Source organism: Flavobacterium sp. C4GT6, assembly GCF_036347315.1.
Classification (GTDB): Bacteria; Bacteroidota; Bacteroidia; order Flavobacteriales; family Flavobacteriaceae; genus Flavobacterium.
The window spans coordinates 1-22095 of the sequence record NZ_JAZGZU010000015.1 but is presented as its reverse complement, the minus strand read 5'-3'; the positions used below and the strand labels follow the sequence as shown (position 1 = coordinate 22095).

Genomic DNA, 22095 nt, shown 5'->3' with positions numbered 1-22095 from the left:
CCTGCGGTCCCTTTAGAGGGACCGCAGGTTTATTCAATAAAAAAACTCCCAACTGCAATGGTTGGGAGTTTTATATTTTTTAGATTCTTATTTGAGATTTCTCCTTCGTCGAAATAACAGTTAGCATTAGCTATCAAATCAACAAATAACCAAATCCACAAACCACATACTATTCCTCTTCGTCAGCAGTATGCGATTTAGAGTAGGTTCTCCATTTATCAAGGCACTCTACCATATCTGCAGGTAGTTCGCTGTTAAAACGTATAAACTCTTTTGTGGTAGGGTGTTCAAAACCAAGTGTTTTGGCATGCAGTGCCTGTCTTGGTAATGTTTTAAAGCAGTTATCAATAAACTGTTTGTACTTAGTAAACGTGGTACCCTTTAGTATTTTATCTCCGCCATAACGGGCATCGTTAAACAGGGTATGCCCTATATACTTCATGTGTACACGTATCTGGTGGGTACGCCCCGTTTCCAGTCGGCATGACACAAGGGTTACATACCCCAGGCGTTCCAGCACTTTATAATGCGTTACAGCGTGTTTCCCTTGCTCTCCGTCAGGATAAACTGCCATTTGCATACGGTCCTTTAAATGCCTGTCTATATTCCCTTCAATAGTACCTTCGTCTTCGGCTACATTACCCCAAACCAGTGCAATATACTCCCTTTCAGAAGTCTTATCGGCAAACTGCTTGGTTAAGTGTGACATAGCCTGTTCGGTTTTAGCAATAACCAAAAGCCCCGATGTATCTTTGTCAATTCGGTGTACCAGTCCCGGCCTTTCGCTACTGTTCATAGGCAGGTTTTCAAAATGGTAAGCCAGTGCATTTACCAGCGTACCACTGTAGTTACCGTGCCCCGGGTGCACAACCATACCAGGCTCCTTATTTACTATAAGCAACTGGTCGTCTTCATACACTATGTTAAGCGGAATGTTTTCCGGCTCTAAAAGGTATTCGTAAGGCGGATGCTCCAGCAATACGCGAACCACATCATTAGCCTTAACCTTGTAATTGGATTTTACGGGAACATCGTTCACATAAATATTCCCTGCAGTAGCTGCCTGCTGTATTTTGTTCCTTGTGGCATTTTCCACAAGGTTCATTAAAAACTTATCTACTCTAAGCGGTGCCTGTCCCTTTCCTGCCTCAAAGCGATAGTGCTCATATAGCTCATCTTCCGGTTCCTGCTCTGTTATAACCTGACTCATTATTTATTTTTGGTGTATATTATTTATCTTGTGAAGTTCATGGCATGTTAGCCCTGTCTTCATCTGAAATGTGGTAACCGGTTTTACCGTCACCCAGTACAAGGTCAACCTTAGATGCCTTTTTAACCTTATCTCCGGCACTTAGCCTTTTACCTTTTTGCCTTACCTCAAGCACTACATCTTCAGCAAGGTATGGTTTGTAAGTTATCTCCCCTACTTCAAGACCAACACTTTTCAGGATAGATTCGGCCGAACGTTTTGTTTTCTGCACCAGTTCCGGCAGGTCAATATCGTTATACCCTCCGGCATTAAGCTTAATGTATATTTTCCTGTTTTCCTTTACGTTTACCTTAGGTAACGGATCCTGCTGTACAATAGAGTACGGAGGGAAATCAGGCCTGTAGTCTACAGTATCTAAAATCACATAGTTAAGTGTAAGCGCCTCAAGCTCTTTTTCTACCTTATCAACTGTTTTTTTGGTTAGGTCCGGCACAGGGATTTTCTGATCGTGATTGGTGTAATAATTAAGCCATTTCATAACGGCAATTACAAGCAAAACAGTAATTACAACGGCTATAATTATCTGCTTTAAAAATGCTTTACTGGTCAAAAAGTTTTTAAGGCTCATCTACTATGATTTTTGGCAAAGATATAAATAATACTAAACTTTATAAGTTTACACAAATAATGATATTTTTGTGTTAGCAAAACCTAATATTTAACGCAGTTAGAATGAAAAATGTTGCCATTATCATGGGCGGATATTCCAGTGAATATCAAATTTCCCTTAAAAGCGGGAATATTGTGTACCAAAATCTGGACAAAACAAAATACAATGCCTACCGCCTGCACATCCTGAAGGACAAATGGGTAATGGCTGATGAAGATGATAACGAATACCTGGTTAACAAGCACGATTTCTCTGTAGATTATAACGGAAAAAAAATTGTGTTTGATGTGGTATTCAATGCTATTCACGGCACACCGGGAGAAGACGGACTTATGCAGGCTTACCTGCAGCTGTTAAACATTCCGCAAACCTCATGCGAACCTTATCAGGCGGCATTAACCTTTAACAAAAGGGATATGCTTTCGGTTTTAAAACCATACGGAATTAAAACTGCCGTATCGCATTACCTTAATCTGGGCGATGAGATAAACGAGCAGGCTATTATTGATAAAGTGGGGCTTCCGTGTTTTGTAAAACCAAACCGATCGGGGTCGAGCTTTGGAATCTCTAAAATAAAAACCAAAGAGGAGCTTTTACCAGCTATTGAAACCGCTTATAAAGAGGATAACGAAATTATTATAGAAAGTTTTCTGGATGGTACCGAGGTTTCTGTAGGAGTAATTAACTACGGTGGCGTGGTTACCGTACTGCCTATTACCGAAATAGTATCTGAAAATGACTTTTTTGACTATGAGGCAAAATACCTTGGTAAGTCGCAGGAAATAACTCCTGCACGCATTTCGGACGAAATGGCACAAAAGGTAAGCAGTGTGGCAAAACGTGTGTACGAGATATTAAAGATGGATGGTTTTTCACGTAGTGAATTCATTATTGTAAATAACGAACCGCACCTGCTTGAAATGAATACCGTACCAGGCCTTACTGCCGAAAGCATACTGCCACAACAGGCATGCGAGGCAGGCATAACTTTACCACAGCTATTTGATAATGCCATAGAACAGGCTTTGGCAAAAAAATAAAAATATGAAAACAGCAGTATTTCCGGGGTCGTTTGACCCTATTACCCTAGGTCACTACGACATTATTAAAAGAGGCGTTAAGCTTTTTGATAAGGTTATTGTAGCCATAGGGGTTAATGCCGAAAAAAAATACATGTTCCCACTGGAAGAGAGAAAACGCTTTATTGAAGAGGCCTTTAAAGATCAGCCAAAAGTAGAGGTGACAACCTACGAAGGTCTTACCATAGACCTTTGCCATAAAGTAGGTGCCCAGTTTATACTAAGGGGACTTAGAAATCCTGCCGACTTTGAGTTTGAAAAGGCTATTGCCCATACCAACAGGGAGCTTTCTAAAATAGAAACGGTTTTCCTGCTTACGGCGGCAAAAACATCATATATCAGTTCGAGCATTGTAAGGGATGTACTGCGCAATGGCGGAGACTACACCATTTTGGTACCCGACTCTGTAAGAACAAAATAATCATGATGAAGAAATCGCTTTTACTCTTACTGATAAGTTTTCAGCTTATGGCACAAAAAAACAATATGTACTTAACTCCGTATGAAAAAGGCAATGGTAACCAAACGGCAACCTATGCCGAAACCATTGCTTATTTTAAAATGCTTGACGAAAGCTTTGAAACCATACAAATGCTCCCTATGGGATTAACCGATAGTGGCGAGCCTTTACATATTGTGATTTTTGACCCCGAGAAAAGTTTTGATTTCAACACCATTCATAAAAACAGTGCGGTACTGCTTTTAAATAACGGCATCCATCCCGGTGAGCCCGACGGTATTGATGCTACTATGATGCTATATCGTGACCTCGCCACAGGGAAACTAAAAACTCCTAAAAACACGGTTATTGTTAATATACCCGTGTACAACATAGGCGGTGCACTTAACCGTAATTCCCATACCAGAGCCAACCAAAACGGCCCTGAGAGTTATGGTTTTAGAGGAAATGCCCGCAATTATGATCTTAACAGGGATTTCCTGAAATCAGACACCCGAAACAGCAGGAGCTTTGCCGAAATTTTCCAAAAGGTTAACCCTGATGTGTTTATTGATAACCATGTTAGTAATGGTGCCGACTACCAATACACCTTTACCTACATCGCTACCCATCACCAGAAACTGGGCGGAGAACTGGGTCGGTTTTTTAAGGACGAGATGATGGCAACCATACTGGCCGATATGAAAAAACAGGGAACCGAAGCTACTCCCTATGTAAACATACACGACCAAAAGCCCGATGGTGGTTTTGAACAGTTTATGGATTACCCAAGGTATTCTACCGGATATGCCTCTATGTTCAATACTGTAGGATCTATGCCCGAAACGCATATGCTAAAAGATTATGCTCCGCGCGTTAAGGTTACTTATGATTATATGGTGGCATCTATAGATTATATAGAAAAGAACTATAAAAAGATTAAAAAGCTACGTGCCGATAACCTGAACCTTTACAAACCGGGCATGAAATATACCCTGTTTTGGGAGCTTGATACAACCAAAGTTACACAACTGGATTTTTTAGGATATGAGGGCGGCTACAAGCCTAGTGAAATATCAGGACAGTCAAGGTTGTTTTACGACAGATCCAAACCGTTTAAAAAAACTATTCCGTACTATCAGGAGTACAATCCGGTAACTGAAGTAGTAATACCGCAGGCGTATATTATCCCAAAAACATGGTGGAACGCCATAGAACTTTTACAACTCAACGGTATTAAAATGCAACAACTGGAAAATGACACTGTAATTGAGGTAGAAAGCTACCGTATAACCGATTACAAAACAGGTAAGACTGCTTATGAAGGACATTACCCACATAACAGTACTGAAGTTACGGTAACCACCGAAAAAGTACAGTTTCATAAAGGAGACTTTTTAATAAGTACACAGCAATCAGGCGTTAAATACCTGCTGGAAACATTAGAACCACAAGCACCGGATTCCTATTTTAACTGGAACTTTTTTGACCCTATACTACAGCAAAAGGAATATTTTTCGGCCTATGTATTTGAAGACACTGCTGCCAAATTACTAAATGAAGATGCTGCACTAAAAGCAGCTTTCGAAAAAAAGAAAGCAGAAGACAAAGCCTTTTCTGAAAGTGGTGAAGCCCAACTGGACTGGATTTACAGAAACTCTGTTTACTACGAAAAATCACATTTACAATACCCTGTATACAGGAAAGTAAAATAAAAAACAGGCCTTGAGCCTGTTTTTTATTTGTACGAAATATTTTTCTTTATTTTTATAGAAACTTCTGTTTCATGACTTTCACCTTACAATTCCGTTTATTTATTTATCTCGTTTTAGGATTTATTGCCGCTACCGTAATAGGTGCTGTTACACATGAAGCCGGACACTACATGGTTGCTAAAAAACTGGGTTATGAAGCAAAAATAAGATATGCTTCAATGCAATATAAAAATACAGATTATAAAGCATTTCGTGATTTTCATTTTAAAAACAAAGAGGCTTTAAAAAGCAGAACAGACAAGGTTGTTATGAAAAAATATTCTGTTCTAATGCATAAGGCTCGTAAAACAGATGTCCTTGTAACACTTGGTGGTCCAATTCAAACAATAATAGCGGGAACTTTAGGTTTTTTTCTGCTATGGTTTAACCGAAAAAAAACAGGAAACAAACTAACATTCTTACAATGGTCGTTTGTTTTTATGGCTTTCTTTTGGTCAAGGCAGGTAGCCAACTTTTTTATCGGGCTATACTTTTTGGTTATCAGAGGAGAATGGACTTCTCAGGGAGACGAAACCAACATATCAGAATACTTTAGGCTACCAGCATGGTCCCTTAACCTTATTACTGCTACAATAGCTATAGTACTGCTTTTAATTGTGGTATTAAAATTAATACCAAAGCAGCAACGATTCACTTTTATAGTAGCCGGGCTTACAGGGAGCATTATTGGTTTCCCTTTATGGATGAAACTACTTGGGCCTGCTATCCTTCCGTAGGTACCTTTATGTTTTCAAACAACAGTTTTATGTTCTCGTATGAGTTGGTTAGTGCTTCCTTAATCTGTTCAGGGTTAAGCCATGCAACCTTTTCAATACCTTCGTTTTCCTGTCCCTGTAGCTTACCCTTATAATCGGTTTTCATTTCATACCAATGGGTAACCTTTAGCTTATAGCTACCATTCCTTTTAAAAACATGATATGTTTTTTGTAGTTTTTGTGTAATCTTAAGGTTTTTTACGCCGGTTTCTTCCTCCACCTCGCGTATGGCAGCATCTTCAATACCCTCACCTTTTTCAATTCCGCCCTTAGGCAGGTCCCATTTTCCATTCCTGAAAATAAAAAGCACCTCCCCTTTTTTGTTGTATACGAGTCCGCCTCCGGCCTTCGCTACCGGAATTTTCTCTTTAAGCTTCTTTAAAGTCTCCTTTTCATCAGGGTGATATAAAAAGGCTTTTTTAACCTTGTTATTAAACATACTTATAATAAGTTGCTCAATATCAACACTCTCTAAAAGAAACATTTTAAAGTCGGTTTCTTTTTCCACCTGGTTAGTTAAAAAAAGTGGCTTATCGTTAACAAAAACTTTATACATTTGCACTATGATTTTTAATACAGATACCGCTAAAAAAACAGCAGAATTGCTTTTACAAATAAACGCAATTAAATTAAATCCTAAAAATCCTTTTACATGGGCTTCAGGATGGAAGTCTCCAATATATTGTGATAACAGGATTACGCTGTCATTCCCACAGATTAGAAACTACATCCGTGAGGAATTTGCAAAACATATAGAAAAAGAATATGGCAAGCCCGATGTTATTGCCGGCGTTGCAACAGGAGCTATTGGTATAGGTATGCTTGTTGCCGATGTAATGGGGTTACCGTTTGTATATGTTAGGCCAGAACCAAAGAAACACGGTCGTCAAAACCAAATTGAAGGATACCTTCAGGAAGGACAGAACGTTGTTGTTGTAGAAGACCTTATCAGTACCGGAAAAAGCAGCCTTATGGCAGTTGAAGCCCTTAAAGAGGCTGGTGCAAACGTAAAAGGTATGGTAGCTATTTTTACTTATGGCTTTGATGTTTCTGTAGAAAACTTTACAAATGCAGGTGTTAAGCTAAATACTCTTGGTAACTACGACACGCTTTTAGAGCTTGCCGTTTCTAAACAATACATTACCGAAGAGGAGCACGATACCCTTAAAGAATGGAGAAAAACCCCTGATACCTGGGGACAGTAACAGCCTTAAATTAATTTCATACACAATACCACTATGAATTTAGAAAGCCCTAAAGTAACAGTTGAAAAATCGGCACAGTATATTTTTGACGCGCTTAGCGATGTTAGAAATTTTGAAAAACTAATGCCCGAAAACATAGCTAAGTTTGAGGTAACAGGAGATGAATCGTTCATCTTTGCCCTTAAGGGAATGCCTGAAATCAAACTTAAAATGAAAGAAAAATCAGCCCCAAACAAAATTGTTCTTGGTGCTGCAAGCGATAAACTTCCTTTTACCCTTACAGGTGATATTGATGCTGTATCTGATACTTCGAGCGCAGTACAGTTAAAGTTTGAAGGTGAATTTAACGCCATGATGGCCATGATGGTTAAAGGGCCCATCAGTAAATTTATTGAAACATTAGCCGCTAATATGCACAAGCTGTAGTTGCGAAAAAGCATAAAACCAAAAGCCTTTTAGTTGTCTAAAAGGCTTTTTTTATTAATTTTATCAGGACTAAACATTAATCCTGAATGAAAAAGTTTTTATACACATTACTACTCTCCATAAACATAGTTTCAATTTCTGTTGCACAAACTCCCGAACAATCTGTTCTAAAACAGGCTAGTGACATGGGGCAGTCTTTCCTTGATAAGGATTATGACACCTTTGCTACATATACCCACCCTAAAGTTATGAAAGCTATGGGAGGAAAAGACAACATGGTCAAAAATCTGAAAAGAAGCTTCGACGGTTTTGAAAATGAAGGAGTCTCATTTTTAGGAACAGACTATTCAGCACCTTCAAAAATCATAACGGTGGAAGACGGTACTATGCAGTGTACGCTTATACAAATGATTGAAATGAAGGTTAAGGGCGGTAAACTAACTTCCCAAAGCTGTTTGCTTGCCATATCTGAAAACAAAGGTAAAAACTGGTATTTCCTGGACACAGCAGGATACAACCATCCTACCATGAAAACGCTTATACTTAATCTTAGTGACGAAATAGTTATTCCGGGACGAATAGACCCTGTTTTTGAACCGGATGAAAAAATACCCGATCAGGAATAATGTCTAAAATAATAGTACACATTACAGATACACACCTTGGGGATCCTTCGGCTTTAGACCGTGGAGCAAACCCCAAAAAGAACCTTAAAGCTGTTTTGGAAAACATCGCTTTAGATAAGTTTGATGATCTTGTTATTACCGGAGACTTAGCAGTAAAAGAAGATTTGGAATGGCTATTCTCAAAACTGGAAGATTACAAGCCAGGCTTTAAAATTACGTTAGGAAACCACGATGTATTTAAGGATGTAATCCCTTACTACCACGGTACGCGCTCTCAAAGCGAAACCGAACTTTACTTCACTCACGAAGATGAGTTTTATAAATATATTTACTTGGACTCCTCATCGGGAGAGATAAGTGAAGCCCAAATGGCATGGCTTACTTCCGAAATAAATACACTTAAAAAGATAATTGTTTTTATACATCACCCCATATTGGGTTTCCCTACAGGAGTAGATACAGCCTATCCGCTTAAAAACCGCGATATGATTAACGAAATCTTACAGGAAAGCAGGCAACCCGTTACCGTGTTTTGTGGTCACTACCACATGCCCGACAAGCGCACAGAAAGGAAAATAACGCAGTATATAACCCCTTCTGTAGCTTTTCAGGTAAAAAAGAACTCCCCTATAATAGAGATTAATGTCAACTCATTTGCCTATCGTATAATTACTCTTGAGGAAAACAGTATAAAAACCAGCCTGGTAACTAATTTTTATGACAGGTTCACAAAAAAATCCGGTTAAAAAATTTATAAAACCTTTGCCTTATCACACGGTTTTTAACTAACTTACCATAAAAACTCACCAATTATGGAAAACTCAAACGACTTTGAATTTGAATACAATCTGGATGATGATATGGACATGCATGAGTTGGTTGAAATTCATGTAGGCGACCTCAATTTGCCTACCGGAAAAATTATTGCAGCCGACCCATTTTTCACCTACGACCAGCGTCCGTTTAAACGCACGGTACTACCCGATAAGTATCCTGTTTATGTATATGTTACCGAAATAGATGAAGAACATTTCCGTATCGCTTACGCCAAAATTAAATTTAGGAGTGAAAATGCCTCAAAATGGGTACTTGCTATTACAGATGACATTACTAAGGAAGAAATGGACGAACTTACAGATGATGAGTTCTTCGGCTTCCCTGTAGATTCAGGACTTGCCTGTTTTCTTGATGAAGAAACCAATGCTGCACTTAACGCCAAAATCGACGCATTGCAAGAAAAAGATCCCGAAGCTAATTATTATGACGAGGTACTGGCAGAGGAGTTTAAAGCCTATTCATCTAAAAACAAATTCTCAAGAGAGTTGGGCGACTGGAACGACCACCGTCCTGACAGGGAGTCTGACAATAATGTCATAATGTTTGCCTCCGGATGGGGTGACGGCTACTACCCTGCCTACTGGGGACTGGATGAAAGCGGTGAAACCATTGAGTTGGTTATTGATTTCCTTATCAACGACTTTGAAGACAATAAAGATGAGGATTATGATTAATACAGTATTTGCAGCTCTTTAATCTTAAACTCTGCCACAGTGTCGTCTTCAAGTAATAGTAAAAGGTTACCGCTACTGTTCACATCCTGTATGATACCCATAAACCTTTGTCCGTCTTTTTCAAACGGCATAGGCACCCCTTTTTTATAAAGTTTTTTATGGTATTTAGTCCATATTGGAGCAGCGTTTTTGTGAAGTAGTGCCGCAACATTACGTTTAAGGTTTTCAACTATAGCCTTAAGCAGTACTGTTTTATCATGCTCATAACCTGTAACCACTGCTACAGATGACGCTTTAGGAAGCCCTTCAAAATCAGTTTGATTAACATTTAAACCAATACCCACAACCGAAAATATCTCACCATTGTTTTTAATGCTGTTCTCTATGAGTACCCCTCCTATTTTCTTATTCCCTGCCAAAATGTCGTTAGGCCATTTTATAGCAAGTTCTTTTATATTATTTTCTTCAAGAGCTTCAATAATACTTACGGCTACTGCAGCGTTTAAGTTAAATATCTCATTGATTCCAAGCAGCAAATCTTTAACTAAAGCACTAAAGGTAAGGTTTTTACCTGGTTGCACATCCCATTTTGCACCCATTTGCCCTTTACCGGCTGTTTGGTGTTCGGCAACAACAATGGTAAAGTTTTCCAGATACTGGGTGGTTGACAATGATTTTAAATAGTCGTTAGTAGACGCTATGGCACTGAGTTTGATAATATTCATTAAAAGGATGGAAAATAAAGTCTTTTTTAATAACTTAACAAAGTCAAAAGTAAATACAAAAAATGGTAACTTTGTAGAATATATTAAAATATTAAATGGCAAAAAAGAATATAAGTACAGATGTATTGCTAGCAAACATCATTAAAGGAATCGAAGAAGTTAAGGGAAATGATATAGATATTCTTGATTTAAGAGCAATCGATAATACCGTATGCGACTATTTTGTAATATGCAACGGTACCTCCAATACACAAGTTAACGCTATTGTTAACTCCGTTCAAAAAATAGTTTCCAAAGAGTTAAAAGACAAACCATGGCATGTTGAAGGAACTGAAAACGGCGAATGGGTACTTATGGATTATGTAAACATTGTTGTTCACGTTTTCCAGAAACACATACGCGAGTACTACAACATTGAAAGCCTGTGGGGAGATGCCAAGATAACATCAATTGGAAACAACTACTAATAAAAGAAATTCATGTCAAAAGATAATAAACCAGATAATAAATTTAAGGTAAGCCCCTGGCTTATATATGCCGGAATTTTTTTAATGCTTATTGCCATCAATTTTGTAGGTGGCGGGTCGTTTTTAAATGGACCTGAAAAGCTTTCCATATCAAAATTCTACGAATATCTTGATAAAGGAGAAATAGAAAAAGTTGTTACAAACAACTCTTCGGCTAAAATATATCTTAAAGAATCGGCACTGAAAAGTGACGAACATAAGGCTGTACAAAATGATATTTTTGGCAACTTAAATACTAAAGGACCTCAATACACAGTTACTAAAGGACCTAAAAATGAAATTTTTGACAAAAAGCTTTATGATGCCGAACAAAGTGGTAAGCTAAGTGAATATTCTGTTGAAGAGGATGGCATGATGGGCGATTTATTCCTTACGCTTCTTCCTATTGTTGTACTTGTAGCCTTATGGATTTTCATGATGCGTCGTATGGCAGGTGGCGGAGCTGCAGGTGGTGGCGGACAGATATTTAATATCGGAAAATCAAAAGCTAAACTGTTTGACGAGAAAAACGATATTAAAGTAACTTTTAAGGACGTTGCCGGACTTGAAGGTGCTAAAGAAGAGATACAGGAAATTGTTGAATTCCTTAGAAACCCAGAAAAATACACCAGTATAGGTGGTAAAATACCTAAAGGAGCACTACTTGTAGGACCTCCGGGAACAGGTAAAACATTACTTGCAAAAGCTGTTGCAGGTGAGGCAAAAGTACCTTTCTTCTCCCTTTCGGGTTCAGACTTCGTAGAGATGTTTGTAGGTGTTGGTGCTTCAAGGGTACGAGATCTTTTCAAGCAAGCTAAAGAAAAGTCTCCTGCTATCATTTTTATTGATGAGATTGATGCTGTAGGACGTGCACGTGGTAAAAACAACTTTTCAGGCTCTAATGATGAGCGCGAGAACACCCTTAACCAGTTACTTACAGAGATGGATGGTTTTGGTTCTAATACTAACGTAATTGTATTAGCAGCTACTAACCGTGCCGATGTACTGGATAAAGCCCTTATGCGTGCCGGACGTTTTGACAGACAGATATATGTAGACCTTCCGGACATCAGGGAGCGTAAAGAGATTTTTGAAGTACATTTAAAACCGCTTAAAAAATCGGAAGATCTTGACACCGAATTCCTTGCTAAACAAACTCCGGGATTCTCTGGAGCAGATATTGCAAACGTATGTAACGAAGCGGCTCTTATCGCTGCCAGAAAAGACAAAAAATCAGTAGACAAACAAGACTTTCTCGATGCTGTAGACAGGATTGTAGGCGGACTTGAAAAGAAAAATAAAATCATCTCTCCAGAGGAGAAAAGAGCTATCGCTATACACGAAGCAGGCCACGCAACAGTTAGCTGGATGCTGGAACATGCTGCTCCTCTTGTTAAGGTAACAATAGTACCTCGCGGGCAAAGCCTTGGTGCTGCATGGTACTTACCTGAAGAAAGACTTATTGTAAGACCAGACCAGATGATGGATGAAATGTGTGCTACAATGGGTGGACGTGCTGCCGAAAAAGTAATATTTGATAAAATATCTACCGGAGCACTAAGCGACCTTGAAAAGGTAACCAAACAAGCCAGAGCAATGGTAACCGTTTACGGTCTTAACGATAAACTGGGTAACATTACTTATTACGATTCATCAGGACAAAGCGAATACAACTTCTCTAAACCTTACTCTGAAGAGACTGCTAAGGTTATAGATAAAGAGATTTCCATCCTTATAGAAGAGCAGTACCAAAGAGCTATAAAAATTCTGGATGAAAACAGGGATAAACTTTTAAAACTGGCCGATATTCTTATTGAGAAAGAAGTTATCTTTAAAGATGACCTTGAAGATATTTTTGGTAAAAGACCATTTGAAAGACCAGATGCAGAAGTAGTTACAGAAGCATAAACCGGAATTTCATAATTTATAGTAAAAATCTTAATTCAGTACCCGTATTGAATTAAGATTTTTTTATCTTTGAATGAAACTACAGAAAAACGCGAATAATTAGGTATGAGTCTTTTCAGAAAAATTTTTGGTTCCCCCAATAATGATTCAAACGAGGATAAAAACATGGAAACCAGTCCGTTTTTGCCCGAAAAACAAGTACCCGCGGACGAACTGTTTACTCACAACTTCAGAAAAAACGGCGGAAAATTTTTATACTGCGACAATTTAACTGAGGTTCACGATCAGTTTTTGAACATTTTAGAAGAAAACGACTGGTTTGAATGTGAAGCTTTGTGTTTTGAACCAAAACTTTGCAGCTTACTGGAAGAAAATAAACTTTCTTACGATACCCCTAAAAATCCACGTTTTTTATTAGCCGGATGTGAAAACCTTATTGCAGACGAAGGATCGATTCTGTTCTCATCAAACCAGATAAAACAGAAAAAACCAAACGAGCTTCCTGCCAATATGGTAATTTTTGCAACAACCAGCCAAATACTTAACTCCAAAAGTGATGGGCTTAGGGAAATCAAAAGGAAATATGACAGGGAATACCCTACCAACATCACCACTATTAAATATTTTGAAAAGGCCAAAGAAGAGGATTTCCTGCATTATGGCAGCGTAGCCAAAAACCTGTACCTCCTTCTATTGGAAGATTTGTAAAATGAATGAAAGCTTAACCAGGGCACTATCAGGTATAGTATACATAATCCTGCTAATAGCCTCAACACTATATTCCGAAACCAGCTTTATAGTACTATTTGGGCTATTTATGTTCCTTTCGGTATTAGAATTCTGTAACCTTATAAACTTTAGCAAAATACAGGCACTGCTACTGGCAGCAGTATTTATGCTATATACCCTTTTTATCCCTAAAACTTTTCAAAACGACTTAATATTAAACTGCGGAGCTGTTTTTATAGGGCTAATACTGCTCAACGACTTATTTAAGCCGGGCAACCAAACCGGGCATTTAAAAAACTCGGCTAAAGTAGCACTGCTTATAGGTTATATCATTATCCCTTTTACCCTGTTAATGAAATACCCTTTCATATCAAATACAGAATACAACCCTTACCTTATAATTGGTGCATTTATAATAATATGGATTAACGACACCTTTGCCTACCTTACAGGAAGAGCAATAGGGAAACACAAACTTTACGAGAAAATTTCGCCTAAAAAAACCATCGAAGGGTTTTTAGGAGGTTTGGTTTTTGCCCTTATAGGCAGTTATATCCTTAGTCGTTTTTATACATTCCAGTCGGCAACCGTATGGATGACAGGAGGTACCATACTTGTAATATTCGGTACATTAGGCGACTTAGTAGAATCTAAATTTAAAAGGACAGCAGGCGTAAAAGACAGCGGAAACATAATGCCCGGACACGGAGGCATACTTGACAGGCTGGATAGTATTATTTTTGCAATACCTTTCTTATTTTTGTATTACCAAATAATCAATTATGTTTCATAAAGAAGGAGCTAAAATCATTTTAGGGTCGCTGGTTACAACCGTAGCTGTTGTATTACTGGCAGAAAAATTTATTGCCAACTATTGGCTTTTAAAGTTTATTCAGGTATTTGCACTGGTATTCATAGTGCTTATTCTTCAGTTTTTCAGAAACCCTAAACGTCCTGTAAATGCTGCAGACCATACCATTATTGCACCGGTAGACGGTAAGATTGTGGTTATTGAGGAAGTATATGAACCAGAGTACTTTAAGGATAAGCGCCTACAGGTATCTATCTTCATGTCACCTATCAATGTACACGTTACACGTTATGCCGTTAACGGACTTGTAAAGTTTAGTAAATACCATGCCGGTAAATACCTTGTAGCGTGGCACCCTAAAGCCAGCGAAGAAAACGAACGTACAACTGTAGTCATTGAAAACAGCGTATTTGGCGATATTTTATACAGGCAAATTGCCGGTGCATTAGCAAGACGTATTGTAAATTATGCCAAAGAAGGTATGCATGTGGTACAGGGTACTGATGCGGGCTTTATTAAATTTGGGTCGAGAGTAGATTTATTCTTACCTTTAGGTACAGAAATAGATGTGGAGCTTAACCAAAAAGCTATAGGCGGTAAAACCATAATAGCGAAGAAGGCCTAATGCAGGAGAAAAATTTAGATACTCTGTTTCAGGAAGCTTATGAGAAAGCTTCAAATATGACGCAGGCTTTGCCTCAGGACGTCATGCTAAAAATTTATGCCTACTACAAACAGGCAACTCTTGGCGATGCTAAAAAAAGCTATTACCAGTCCTACGATTTGAGAAGCGCTTTTAAGATGAATGCATGGATGCAAATAAGACACTTAAGCGCAGACGAAGCCAAGCAGCATTATATCGATTTAATCAATTCTCTAATTAAATAAAATTACTATCATGAAAAACGTAAAGATGTTCTTTTCTGCTTTAGTACTGGTTGCATCACTGCAATCGTGCAAAGAAAAAAATAATCTGGAAGAGGTACAGGTACCTGAGCCGGAAAAAGCAGAAGCACCAGCAATGGGAAATCCTGACGATGTAAAGGCTGAAGGTAAATTCCAACTGGTTAAACTAGGCTATGCTTACGATGCTCTAGAACCATATATCGATGCTAAAACTATGGAAACCCACTACTCAAAGCACCATGTGGGATATGCAAACAAATTAAACAAAGCCATTGCCGGAAGTGATTTGGAAAACAAATCAATCGAAGAAATTCTTAAAGGCATGGACATGAATAATAAAGCCCTTAGAAATAATGGTGGCGGTTACTACAACCACAACCTTTACTGGGAAATAATGGCTCCAAATGCAGGTGGACAACCAACAGGCGCTCTTGCAGAAGCTATTAACAAAGACTTTGGTTCGTTTGAAAACTTTAAAGACAAGTTTAGCGAGGCAGCAGGTACTCAGTTTGGTTCAGGCTGGGCTTGGCTATATGTAGATGCATCAGGAAAACTTGCAGTGGGTCAAACTCCTAACCAGGATAACCCTTTAATGCCGGGTGTTGGTATATCAGGTACTCCGGTACTTGCTATAGATGTATGGGAGCATGCTTACTACCTACATTACCAAAACAAAAGACCAGACTACATCTCTAACTTTTACAACGTAATTAACTGGGATGCAGTTGCAAAAAAATATGAAGCAGCTATAGCTAAATAATATTTTTAGCCTTAAATAGTAAATCCGCTCTTATGGGCGGATTTTTTTATTTAAAAAATGATTCTCTCAATTGACTTTTTGAAAAAAAAAGCAGACTTTTGAAACTCTTAACACAATCTTAAAATGAAACGTATATTTTCTCTTGCATTACTGCTGATACTGGCCTCTTGCCAAAAGGAAGAAAAAAAAGTAACAGACCGATCAAAAGCCGACTGGGATAGCTATGAGCTTCTTGGAAATGTTGAAAGCATAAGCGAGAAATCGTATGCTCTTAACGGATCTGAAAAAGGCGAACACAAGCGCGAGGTAAAATACAGCCACGATTTTGACCTTGTGTTTAATGACGAAGGTAAGCTTGTAGTAGAAAGAAAATGGATTAAAGGCGATACTCCTTATGAAGAATCTATTTATGAAGGAAAAGATAAACTTATAAGCACTACCCAGTACATGGCAGGTAAACCGTTTATTAAAACCGAATATACCTGGGAAAATGGTAACAACACAAACATTATTAAAAGAAATGCAGATGGTACTCAGCTTAGCAGGACATTACAGCGTTTTGAAGGAGATAAGGTAGTTGATGTAACCAAATATAATGCTCAGGATATTTTACAGGACAGGACTGCTTTTATTTACGACGAAAACGGTAATGTAAAAGAAGAAGATTCCTATCTTAAAACCGAAAGCATTCAGTTTAAAAATATTTATGAGTATGATGAGAACGGAAATGTAACTTCTATTTCACGCTATAATAAAAACGGCGATATTGAATATATTACCAACTCTAAATACGATGGTGACAAGCTTGTAAGCAAAGAGACTATTAATGCTGATAAAACGCTGGGGAGAGTTCAAAAATTCACTTATGACAACAACGGAAATTTAATAATTGAATACCTTAAAGATGGTGATGAGGGTGTTGAACATGTAACCGAATACCATTATGACAACAATGGCAACAAACTGGGCATGGTTGTTAAACAGGACGGCAATATTGTATACAAAGCAGGATATGCTTATGATGACCACAACAGCATAACTGAATTTAATGTAGCCGATGATAAAAACGCCATTAAAGATTCTAAGTTTTACAGATATGAATATGATGATAAAGGAAACTGGATTAAAAAAACCATATCAATAAACGGTGTGGAAACTTTTGTTGTAGAGAGAATAATTACTTACCTGCCATAAGCAGTATATTTTAATTTTAGGTTATATATAAAAAAACGGGAGCTTATCAGCTCCCGTTTTTTTGTTATCATATATCTTAATTATTTAAGACTTTCAAGACTTTGCTCTATAGTAGCAATTTTAGCAAGGGCATCAGCCTCTTTTTGGCGCTCTATGGCAACAACTTTCTCTGGTGCACCACTTACAAACTTCTCGTTAGAAAGTTTAGCCTGAACCGATTTAAGGAAGCCTCTGTTATATTTAAGCTCCTCTTCCAGTTTAGCAATCTCCTCTTCAATATTTACATTACCAGATACCGGAATAAAGTACTCATTTGATTTTACCCTAAAAGTAAGCGCTCCGTTTACCTTCTCGGTCACATATTCAAAAGAAGAAACATTACCGAGCTTCTCAACAATAACATCAAAATAGTCTGACGAATTATCATTGTTTATCACCTTAACCTCAATAGCATCTTTAAAAGGTATGTTTTTATCTTTCCTTATGGTTCTTATCCCCGAAATAACTTCAGCAGCAAGATCAAAGTCAGCAATAAGTTTTTCATCAACCTGTTTAGCTTCCGGCCATGTAGCTACGATAAGCGCATCTTCCGGAGTCCTTTCGGCAATATGCTGCCATATCTCCTCTGTAAGGAACGGCATAAACGGATGAAGCAGCTTAAGGTTATTTTCAAGCATTTCGATAGCCTTATTAAAAGTAGACCTGTCTATAGGCTGCTGATAACCCGGCTTAATCATTTCAAGAAACCATGAACAGAAATCATCCCATACCAGCTTATAGATAGCCATAAGCGCATCTGATATTCTGTATTTCTCAAAATGATCTTCAATTTCAACTAATGTTTTTTGCAGTTTAGCCTCATACCACTCAATAGCTTTTTTAGCATATTCAGGCTGCTCAATATCGCTTACCTCCCAGCCTTTTATAAGCCTGAAAGCATTCCATATCTTGGTTGTAAAACCTTTACCCTGATTACAAAGCTCTTCGTCAAAAAGAATGTCATTACCTGCAGAAGCACTTAACAGCAGTCCTACACGTACACCATCGGCACCAAATTTCTCAATCAAATCAAGCGGATCCGGTGAGTTACCTAATGACTTAGACATTTTTCTTCTCTGGCTATCCCTAACAAGACCTGTAAGATAAACATTGGTGAACGGTTTTTCACCCGCATACTCATATCCTGCAATAATCATTCTCGCCACCCAGAAGAAAAGAATATCCGGCCCGGTAACAAGATCGTTAGTAGGATAGTAATACTTAAAGTCTTCGTTATCCGGATTCATAACCCCTCCAAAAACAGCCATAGGCCATAACCATGAAGAGAACCATGTATCCAGCGCATCCGGATCCTGTTTCAGGTCGGCTACCGTTAACGCAGCATTACCTGTTCTTTGCTTAGCCAGCTCTAAAGCTGCGTCGGCAGTTTCGGCAACAACAAAATCTTCTTTGCCCTCACCATAGTAGTAAGCAGGTATTTGCTGCCCCCACCATAACTGGCGTGATATGTTCCAGTCACGAATGTTTTCCATCCAGTGACGGTATGTATTTTCAAAACGCTTAGGGTAAAGCTTAACTTCTTCAGTCTCTAAAACTGCTTTTATAGCAGGCTTAACCAGGTCTTCCATTTTAAGGAACCACTGGTCAGAAAGTCTTGGCTCAATAACAGCCTTAGTCCTTTCGGAAGTACCTACCTTATTAAGGTGGTTTTCTATTTTTTCAAGGCTGCCAATAGTTTCAAGCTCTTTAGCTATCTCATCCCTTACTACAAACCTGTCCTTACCTTCATAATGAAGCCCGAAACTGTTAAGTGTAGCATCCTCATTAAAAATATCAATAATTTCAAGGTTATGTCTTTCACCTAGTTCCTTATCGTTAACATCGTGTGCAGGTGTAACCTTAAGGCATCCTGTACCAAACTCCATATCAACATACTCGTCAAATATGATAGGGATTGCACGGTTAGCAATAGGCACAATAGCCGTTTTACCTTTTAAGTGAGTATAGCGTTCATCATTTGGATTAATACATATAGCAGTATCCCCTAAAATAGTTTCGGGACGCGTAGTTGCAATGATTACAAAATCCTCGCTGCCTTCAATTTTATATTTTAAATGATACAGTTTACCCTGTCTTTCCTCATAAATAACCTCTTCGTCAGAAAGGGTTGTTTTAGCCTCAGGGTCCCAGTTAACCATACGGTACCCTCTATATATCATCCCTTTGTTATACAGGTCTACAAACGACCTGATTACAGAAGCCGACATATCGGGATCCATAGTAAACTTAGTGCGTTCCCAGTCGCATGAAGCACCCAGCTTTTTAAGCTGATCAAGGATTACGCCACCATATTTATCGGTCCAGTCCCAGGCATGTTTAAGGAACTCCTCGCGGGTAAGATCGCTTTTGTTTATACCCTCTTCTTTAAGTTTGGCAACAACTTTAGCCTCAGTAGCAATAGAAGCATGGTCAGTCCCAGGGACCCAGCAGGCATTAAAGCCCTTAAGCCTTGCTCTTCTTATTAATACATCCTGAATAGTGTTGTTAAGCATGTGCCCCATGTGAAGCACACCCGTAACATTTGGCGGAGGTATTACTATAGTGTACGGTGTCCTGTGATCAGGTTCTGAATGAAAATAATTGTTTTCCATCCAGTAATCGTACCATTTTTTCTCTGCTGCCTTAGCATCAAATTGTGCAGGTATAGTCATAACTATCTGAAATATAATAATTTAAAAAATTATGGTCTGATTTTTGTAAAATGTATGCAAAAGTAACCATATAAGTACAAATTAAAAAAAAGAGCAGTGAATATTTGCTCTTAATTTAAATCTAATTATTTTTACTAAAATTACTAAAACTAAAATACACACCAAATGAAAAAGTTTTTAGGACTAATTGCTGTATTACTTATAACTATCACAGCAAATGCTCAGTCAGGTGCCAAAATCGAATTCAAAGAGGATACGATTGACTATGGTACTGTGAGTAAAGAAACTGATGACGGATTACGAATTTTTGAATTCACCAATACCGGAGATGCCCCTCTTATCATTAAAGATGTAAAATCTACCTGCGGATGTACCGTACCTACAAAACCAAAAGAGCCTATTATGCCTGGTAAAACAGGAAAAATAGAGGTTAAGTACAACATGCACCCGGGACCGATAAGAAAAACCATTACTGTACAGTCTAATGCTGTTAACTACCCTGACGGAGTAGTTGCCCTTAAGATAAAAGGTAATGTAGTTAAGAAAGAAGAAGTTAATATACTGGAAAAGAAAAAAGCAATTCCAAACCAGTAAGCTACAAATTAAGAATATAGCAAAGCCCTGCCATTTGGCGGGGCTTTTTTATTACTATTAGCCTAATAAATTACAAAACTGTGAATTAGATGAATTTTATATTATAAAGTTTATAAAAAAAGTCGCAAATTTGCGCATCAAAAAAATTAAAATTCAATACAATGCCTAAAGTATCAAATAAGGGACAATTAATGCCTGAGTCTCCTATAAGGAAGTTAGTTCCTTATGCTGAGGGAGCTAAGAAAAAAGGTCACAAAGTATACCACCTTAATATTGGCCAGCCGGACATCAAAACTCCGGATGTAGCGCTTGAAGCTATAAAAAACAACTCCATCAAAATATTGGAGTACAGTCATTCTGCAGGTTTCGAAAGCTACAGAAACAAGTTAGCTGATTATTACCAAAACCACGGAGTATCTGTTAACGCTGCCGATATTATTATCACAACAGGTGGTTCTGAGGCATTATTGTTTGCTATGGGAAGTACTATGGACGATGGTGACGAGATCATTATCCCAGAGCCTTTCTATGCTAACTACAATGGTTTCTCTACTGCTTCGGGAGTTAAGGTTGTACCGGTAATCTCTACAATAGACGAAGGTTTTGCTCTTCCTCCTATTGCTGATTTCGAAAAACTTATCACTCCTAAAACAAAAGCAATACTTATTTGTAACCCGGGTAACCCAACCGGATACCTTTATACACAGGAAGAAATACAGCAACTTGCCGAACTGGTTAAGAAGCATGATCTTTTCCTTATTGCAGATGAAGTATACCGTGAGTTTACTTACGATGGAGACAAGCACTACTCTGTAATGAATGTACCGGGTATTGAACAAAACGCCATAATGATTGATTCTGTTTCTAAAAGATACAGCATGTGTGGCGCAAGGATAGGATGCATTGTTTCTAAAAATAAAGAGGTAATGGCTACTGCCATGAAGTTTGCTCAGGCAAGGCTAAGCCCTCCTACTTTTGCTCAGATTGCAAGCGAGGCTGCCCTTGAGACTCCTCAAAGTTATTTTGACGAAGTTATTAGCGAATACAAAGAACGCAGAGATACTTTAATCACCGAACTTAATAAGATTGAAGGTGTAAAAGTTGCTACTCCTAAAGGTGCTTTTTACTGTATAGCAAAACTTCCTGTTAAAAATGCTGATGATTTTGCTCAATGGCTTCTTGAGAAATTTGAGCTTAACGGAGAAACCATAATGGTGGCTCCTGCAGCAGGTTTCTACTCTTCTCCTAATGTTGGATTAGATGAGATAAGAATCGCCTACGTACTTAAAAAAGAAGACTTAGTTCGCTCTGTAGAAATACTTGCTGCAGCATTAAAACAATATAACAGCTAATCATTACAGTTGTAAAAGAAGAGGGAGGCTAATGCCTCCCTTTTTTTATACCTTATAATTATATATTTATACCCAAAAGAAAAAGGCAGCCATTGGCTGCCTTTTCTGTTTTATAGTTTGTTAAAGATATTATCTCTTCAGTGAGAAGTGAGCTTTAAACTCTTTCTCTACAGGTTCTCCGTTTACCAGTTCACGGTAGGTTA

Annotated in this window: 24 protein-coding genes; 19 read left to right on the top strand and 5 right to left on the bottom strand. The window is 38.2% G+C overall.

Annotated features, from left to right (window positions below):
- Positions 1-169 precede the first annotated feature (169 nt).
- Positions 170-1210 carry an RluA family pseudouridine synthase gene (locus V3Z67_RS14925; RefSeq protein ID WP_330444069.1) on the bottom strand — a complete coding sequence of 347 codons (1041 nt, stop codon included), beginning with the start codon at positions 1208-1210 and terminating at the stop codon, positions 170-172.
- 37 nt (positions 1211-1247) lie between these two features.
- Entirely contained in the window at positions 1248-1838 is a 591-nt protein-coding gene (locus V3Z67_RS14920) for a PASTA domain-containing protein (RefSeq protein ID WP_330444068.1), read from the bottom strand.
- A gap of 104 nt (positions 1839-1942) precedes the next feature.
- Here V3Z67_RS14920 and V3Z67_RS14915 point away from each other — a divergent pair, with 104 nt between their 5' ends.
- The 4 genes from V3Z67_RS14915 to V3Z67_RS14900 all read left to right on the top strand — a co-directional run bounded on the left by V3Z67_RS14915 (position 1943) and on the right by V3Z67_RS14900 (position 5889).
- A complete protein-coding gene (locus tag V3Z67_RS14915; protein WP_330444067.1) occupies positions 1943-2920 on the top strand; it encodes a D-alanine--D-alanine ligase in 978 nt (325 codons plus the stop codon).
- A 4-nt stretch (positions 2921-2924) separates the two neighbouring features.
- Positions 2925-3380 (top strand): pantetheine-phosphate adenylyltransferase, encoded by a 456-nt coding sequence (coaD, locus tag V3Z67_RS14910; protein ID WP_330444066.1) that lies wholly within the window; start codon positions 2925-2927, stop codon positions 3378-3380.
- A gap of 5 nt (positions 3381-3385) precedes the next feature.
- Positions 3386-5113 (top strand): hypothetical protein, encoded by a 1728-nt coding sequence (locus V3Z67_RS14905; protein WP_330444150.1) that lies wholly within the window; start codon positions 3386-3388, stop codon positions 5111-5113.
- A gap of 71 nt (positions 5114-5184) precedes the next feature.
- Positions 5185-5889 (top strand): hypothetical protein, encoded by a 705-nt coding sequence (locus tag V3Z67_RS14900; RefSeq protein WP_330444065.1) that lies wholly within the window; start codon positions 5185-5187, stop codon positions 5887-5889.
- Here the strand turns inward: V3Z67_RS14900 and V3Z67_RS14895 are convergent.
- Positions 5876-6484 (bottom strand): NUDIX hydrolase, encoded by a 609-nt coding sequence (locus tag V3Z67_RS14895; protein ID WP_330444064.1) that lies wholly within the window; start codon positions 6482-6484, stop codon positions 5876-5878. The genes V3Z67_RS14900 and V3Z67_RS14895 overlap by 14 nt on opposite strands.
- 7 nt (positions 6485-6491) lie before the next feature.
- On the opposite strand from V3Z67_RS14895, the gene pyrE reads away from it, so the two are divergent.
- From pyrE to V3Z67_RS14870, 5 genes are all read left to right on the top strand, one after another.
- Positions 6492-7133 carry an orotate phosphoribosyltransferase gene (gene pyrE / locus V3Z67_RS14890; protein ID WP_157482476.1) on the top strand — a complete coding sequence of 214 codons (642 nt, stop codon included), beginning with the start codon at positions 6492-6494 and terminating at the stop codon, positions 7131-7133.
- A gap of 33 nt (positions 7134-7166) precedes the next feature.
- Positions 7167-7559 carry an SRPBCC family protein gene (locus V3Z67_RS14885; protein ID WP_330444063.1) on the top strand — a complete coding sequence of 131 codons (393 nt, stop codon included), beginning with the start codon at positions 7167-7169 and terminating at the stop codon, positions 7557-7559.
- 86 nt (positions 7560-7645) lie between these two features.
- Positions 7646-8185: a hypothetical protein gene (locus V3Z67_RS14880; RefSeq protein WP_330444062.1), complete on the top strand. Its 540-nt coding sequence runs from the start codon at positions 7646-7648 to the stop codon at positions 8183-8185.
- Complete coding sequence (locus V3Z67_RS14875; RefSeq protein WP_330444061.1) at positions 8185-8931, top strand: metallophosphoesterase family protein; 747 nt, start codon at positions 8185-8187, stop codon at positions 8929-8931. The genes V3Z67_RS14880 and V3Z67_RS14875 overlap by 1 nt, the downstream gene beginning before the upstream one ends.
- A 66-nt stretch (positions 8932-8997) precedes the next feature.
- Complete coding sequence (locus V3Z67_RS14870) at positions 8998-9696, top strand: DUF4241 domain-containing protein (RefSeq protein ID WP_330444060.1); 699 nt, start codon at positions 8998-9000, stop codon at positions 9694-9696.
- Here the strand turns inward: V3Z67_RS14870 and V3Z67_RS14865 are convergent.
- Positions 9693-10421, bottom strand: coding sequence for a biotin--[acetyl-CoA-carboxylase] ligase (locus V3Z67_RS14865; RefSeq protein ID WP_330444059.1), 729 nt, complete (start codon positions 10419-10421; stop codon positions 9693-9695). The two genes, V3Z67_RS14870 and V3Z67_RS14865, sit on opposite strands and share 4 nt — an antisense overlap.
- A gap of 95 nt (positions 10422-10516) precedes the next feature.
- Here V3Z67_RS14865 and rsfS point away from each other — a divergent pair, with 95 nt between their 5' ends.
- The 8 genes from rsfS (at position 10517) to V3Z67_RS14825 (ending at position 17235) form a co-directional block, all read left to right on the top strand.
- Positions 10517-10888: a ribosome silencing factor gene (rsfS, locus tag V3Z67_RS14860; protein ID WP_035135710.1), complete on the top strand. Its 372-nt coding sequence runs from the start codon at positions 10517-10519 to the stop codon at positions 10886-10888.
- A 12-nt stretch (positions 10889-10900) separates the two neighbouring features.
- Entirely contained in the window at positions 10901-12835 is a 1935-nt protein-coding gene (gene ftsH, locus V3Z67_RS14855; protein WP_330444058.1) for an ATP-dependent zinc metalloprotease FtsH, read from the top strand.
- Between the two features lie 105 nt (positions 12836-12940).
- The gene (locus tag V3Z67_RS14850; protein WP_330444057.1) at positions 12941-13543 is read left to right on the top strand and encodes a lactate utilization protein B/C; all 603 of its coding nucleotides are present in this window, start codon (positions 12941-12943) and stop codon (positions 13541-13543) included.
- 1 nt (position 13544) lies between these two features.
- Positions 13545-14357 carry a phosphatidate cytidylyltransferase gene (locus V3Z67_RS14845; RefSeq protein WP_330444056.1) on the top strand — a complete coding sequence of 271 codons (813 nt, stop codon included), beginning with the start codon at positions 13545-13547 and terminating at the stop codon, positions 14355-14357.
- Positions 14347-15000: a phosphatidylserine decarboxylase family protein gene (locus V3Z67_RS14840; protein WP_330444055.1), complete on the top strand. Its 654-nt coding sequence runs from the start codon at positions 14347-14349 to the stop codon at positions 14998-15000. Before V3Z67_RS14845 ends, V3Z67_RS14840 begins: the two co-directional genes overlap by 11 nt.
- Positions 15000-15263 (top strand): acyl-CoA-binding protein, encoded by a 264-nt coding sequence (locus V3Z67_RS14835; RefSeq protein ID WP_035135699.1) that lies wholly within the window; start codon positions 15000-15002, stop codon positions 15261-15263. Before V3Z67_RS14840 ends, V3Z67_RS14835 begins: the two co-directional genes overlap by 1 nt.
- Before the next feature lie 133 nt (positions 15264-15396).
- Positions 15397-16041: a superoxide dismutase gene (locus tag V3Z67_RS14830; protein WP_231749077.1), complete on the top strand. Its 645-nt coding sequence runs from the start codon at positions 15397-15399 to the stop codon at positions 16039-16041.
- A 123-nt stretch (positions 16042-16164) separates the two neighbouring features.
- Positions 16165-17235, top strand: coding sequence for an RHS repeat domain-containing protein (locus V3Z67_RS14825; RefSeq protein ID WP_330444054.1), 1071 nt, complete (start codon positions 16165-16167; stop codon positions 17233-17235).
- Positions 17236-17315: 80 nt separating this feature from the next.
- On the opposite strand, the gene V3Z67_RS14820 is transcribed toward V3Z67_RS14825, so the two are convergent.
- The gene (locus V3Z67_RS14820) at positions 17316-19946 is read right to left on the bottom strand and encodes a valine--tRNA ligase (RefSeq protein WP_330444053.1); all 2631 of its coding nucleotides are present in this window, start codon (positions 19944-19946) and stop codon (positions 17316-17318) included.
- Positions 19947-20111: 165 nt separating this feature from the next.
- Here V3Z67_RS14820 and V3Z67_RS14815 point away from each other — a divergent pair, with 165 nt between their 5' ends.
- Entirely contained in the window at positions 20112-20540 is a 429-nt protein-coding gene (locus tag V3Z67_RS14815; protein WP_330444052.1) for a DUF1573 domain-containing protein, read from the top strand.
- A gap of 161 nt (positions 20541-20701) precedes the next feature.
- Complete coding sequence (locus tag V3Z67_RS14810; protein ID WP_330444051.1) at positions 20702-21892, top strand: pyridoxal phosphate-dependent aminotransferase; 1191 nt, start codon at positions 20702-20704, stop codon at positions 21890-21892.
- The last annotated feature ends 203 nt before the right edge of the window (positions 21893-22095 follow it).

Coding starts and splice junctions, on each gene's coding strand:
- V3Z67_RS14925 (WP_330444069.1), bottom strand. CDS start 1,210: ATGAGTCAGGTTATAACAGAGCAGGAACCGGAAGATGAGCTATATGAG.
- V3Z67_RS14920 (WP_330444068.1), bottom strand. CDS start 1,838: ATGAGCCTTAAAAACTTTTTGACCAGTAAAGCATTTTTAAAGCAGATA.
- V3Z67_RS14915 (WP_330444067.1), top strand. CDS start 1,943: ATGAAAAATGTTGCCATTATCATGGGCGGATATTCCAGTGAATATCAA.
- coaD (WP_330444066.1), top strand. CDS start 2,925: ATGAAAACAGCAGTATTTCCGGGGTCGTTTGACCCTATTACCCTAGGT.
- V3Z67_RS14905 (WP_330444150.1), top strand. CDS start 3,386: ATGAAGAAATCGCTTTTACTCTTACTGATAAGTTTTCAGCTTATGGCA.
- V3Z67_RS14900 (WP_330444065.1), top strand. CDS start 5,185: ATGACTTTCACCTTACAATTCCGTTTATTTATTTATCTCGTTTTAGGA.
- V3Z67_RS14895 (WP_330444064.1), bottom strand. CDS start 6,484: ATGTATAAAGTTTTTGTTAACGATAAGCCACTTTTTTTAACTAACCAG.
- pyrE (WP_157482476.1), top strand. CDS start 6,492: ATGATTTTTAATACAGATACCGCTAAAAAAACAGCAGAATTGCTTTTA.
- V3Z67_RS14885 (WP_330444063.1), top strand. CDS start 7,167: ATGAATTTAGAAAGCCCTAAAGTAACAGTTGAAAAATCGGCACAGTAT.
- V3Z67_RS14880 (WP_330444062.1), top strand. CDS start 7,646: ATGAAAAAGTTTTTATACACATTACTACTCTCCATAAACATAGTTTCA.
- V3Z67_RS14875 (WP_330444061.1), top strand. CDS start 8,185: ATGTCTAAAATAATAGTACACATTACAGATACACACCTTGGGGATCCT.
- V3Z67_RS14870 (WP_330444060.1), top strand. CDS start 8,998: ATGGAAAACTCAAACGACTTTGAATTTGAATACAATCTGGATGATGAT.
- V3Z67_RS14865 (WP_330444059.1), bottom strand. CDS start 10,421: ATGAATATTATCAAACTCAGTGCCATAGCGTCTACTAACGACTATTTA.
- rsfS (WP_035135710.1), top strand. CDS start 10,517: ATGGCAAAAAAGAATATAAGTACAGATGTATTGCTAGCAAACATCATT.
- ftsH (WP_330444058.1), top strand. CDS start 10,901: ATGTCAAAAGATAATAAACCAGATAATAAATTTAAGGTAAGCCCCTGG.
- V3Z67_RS14850 (WP_330444057.1), top strand. CDS start 12,941: ATGAGTCTTTTCAGAAAAATTTTTGGTTCCCCCAATAATGATTCAAAC.
- V3Z67_RS14845 (WP_330444056.1), top strand. CDS start 13,545: ATGAATGAAAGCTTAACCAGGGCACTATCAGGTATAGTATACATAATC.
- V3Z67_RS14840 (WP_330444055.1), top strand. CDS start 14,347: ATGTTTCATAAAGAAGGAGCTAAAATCATTTTAGGGTCGCTGGTTACA.
- V3Z67_RS14835 (WP_035135699.1), top strand. CDS start 15,000: ATGCAGGAGAAAAATTTAGATACTCTGTTTCAGGAAGCTTATGAGAAA.
- V3Z67_RS14830 (WP_231749077.1), top strand. CDS start 15,397: ATGGGAAATCCTGACGATGTAAAGGCTGAAGGTAAATTCCAACTGGTT.
- V3Z67_RS14825 (WP_330444054.1), top strand. CDS start 16,165: ATGAAACGTATATTTTCTCTTGCATTACTGCTGATACTGGCCTCTTGC.
- V3Z67_RS14820 (WP_330444053.1), bottom strand. CDS start 19,946: ATGACTATACCTGCACAATTTGATGCTAAGGCAGCAGAGAAAAAATGG.
- V3Z67_RS14815 (WP_330444052.1), top strand. CDS start 20,112: ATGAAAAAGTTTTTAGGACTAATTGCTGTATTACTTATAACTATCACA.
- V3Z67_RS14810 (WP_330444051.1), top strand. CDS start 20,702: ATGCCTAAAGTATCAAATAAGGGACAATTAATGCCTGAGTCTCCTATA.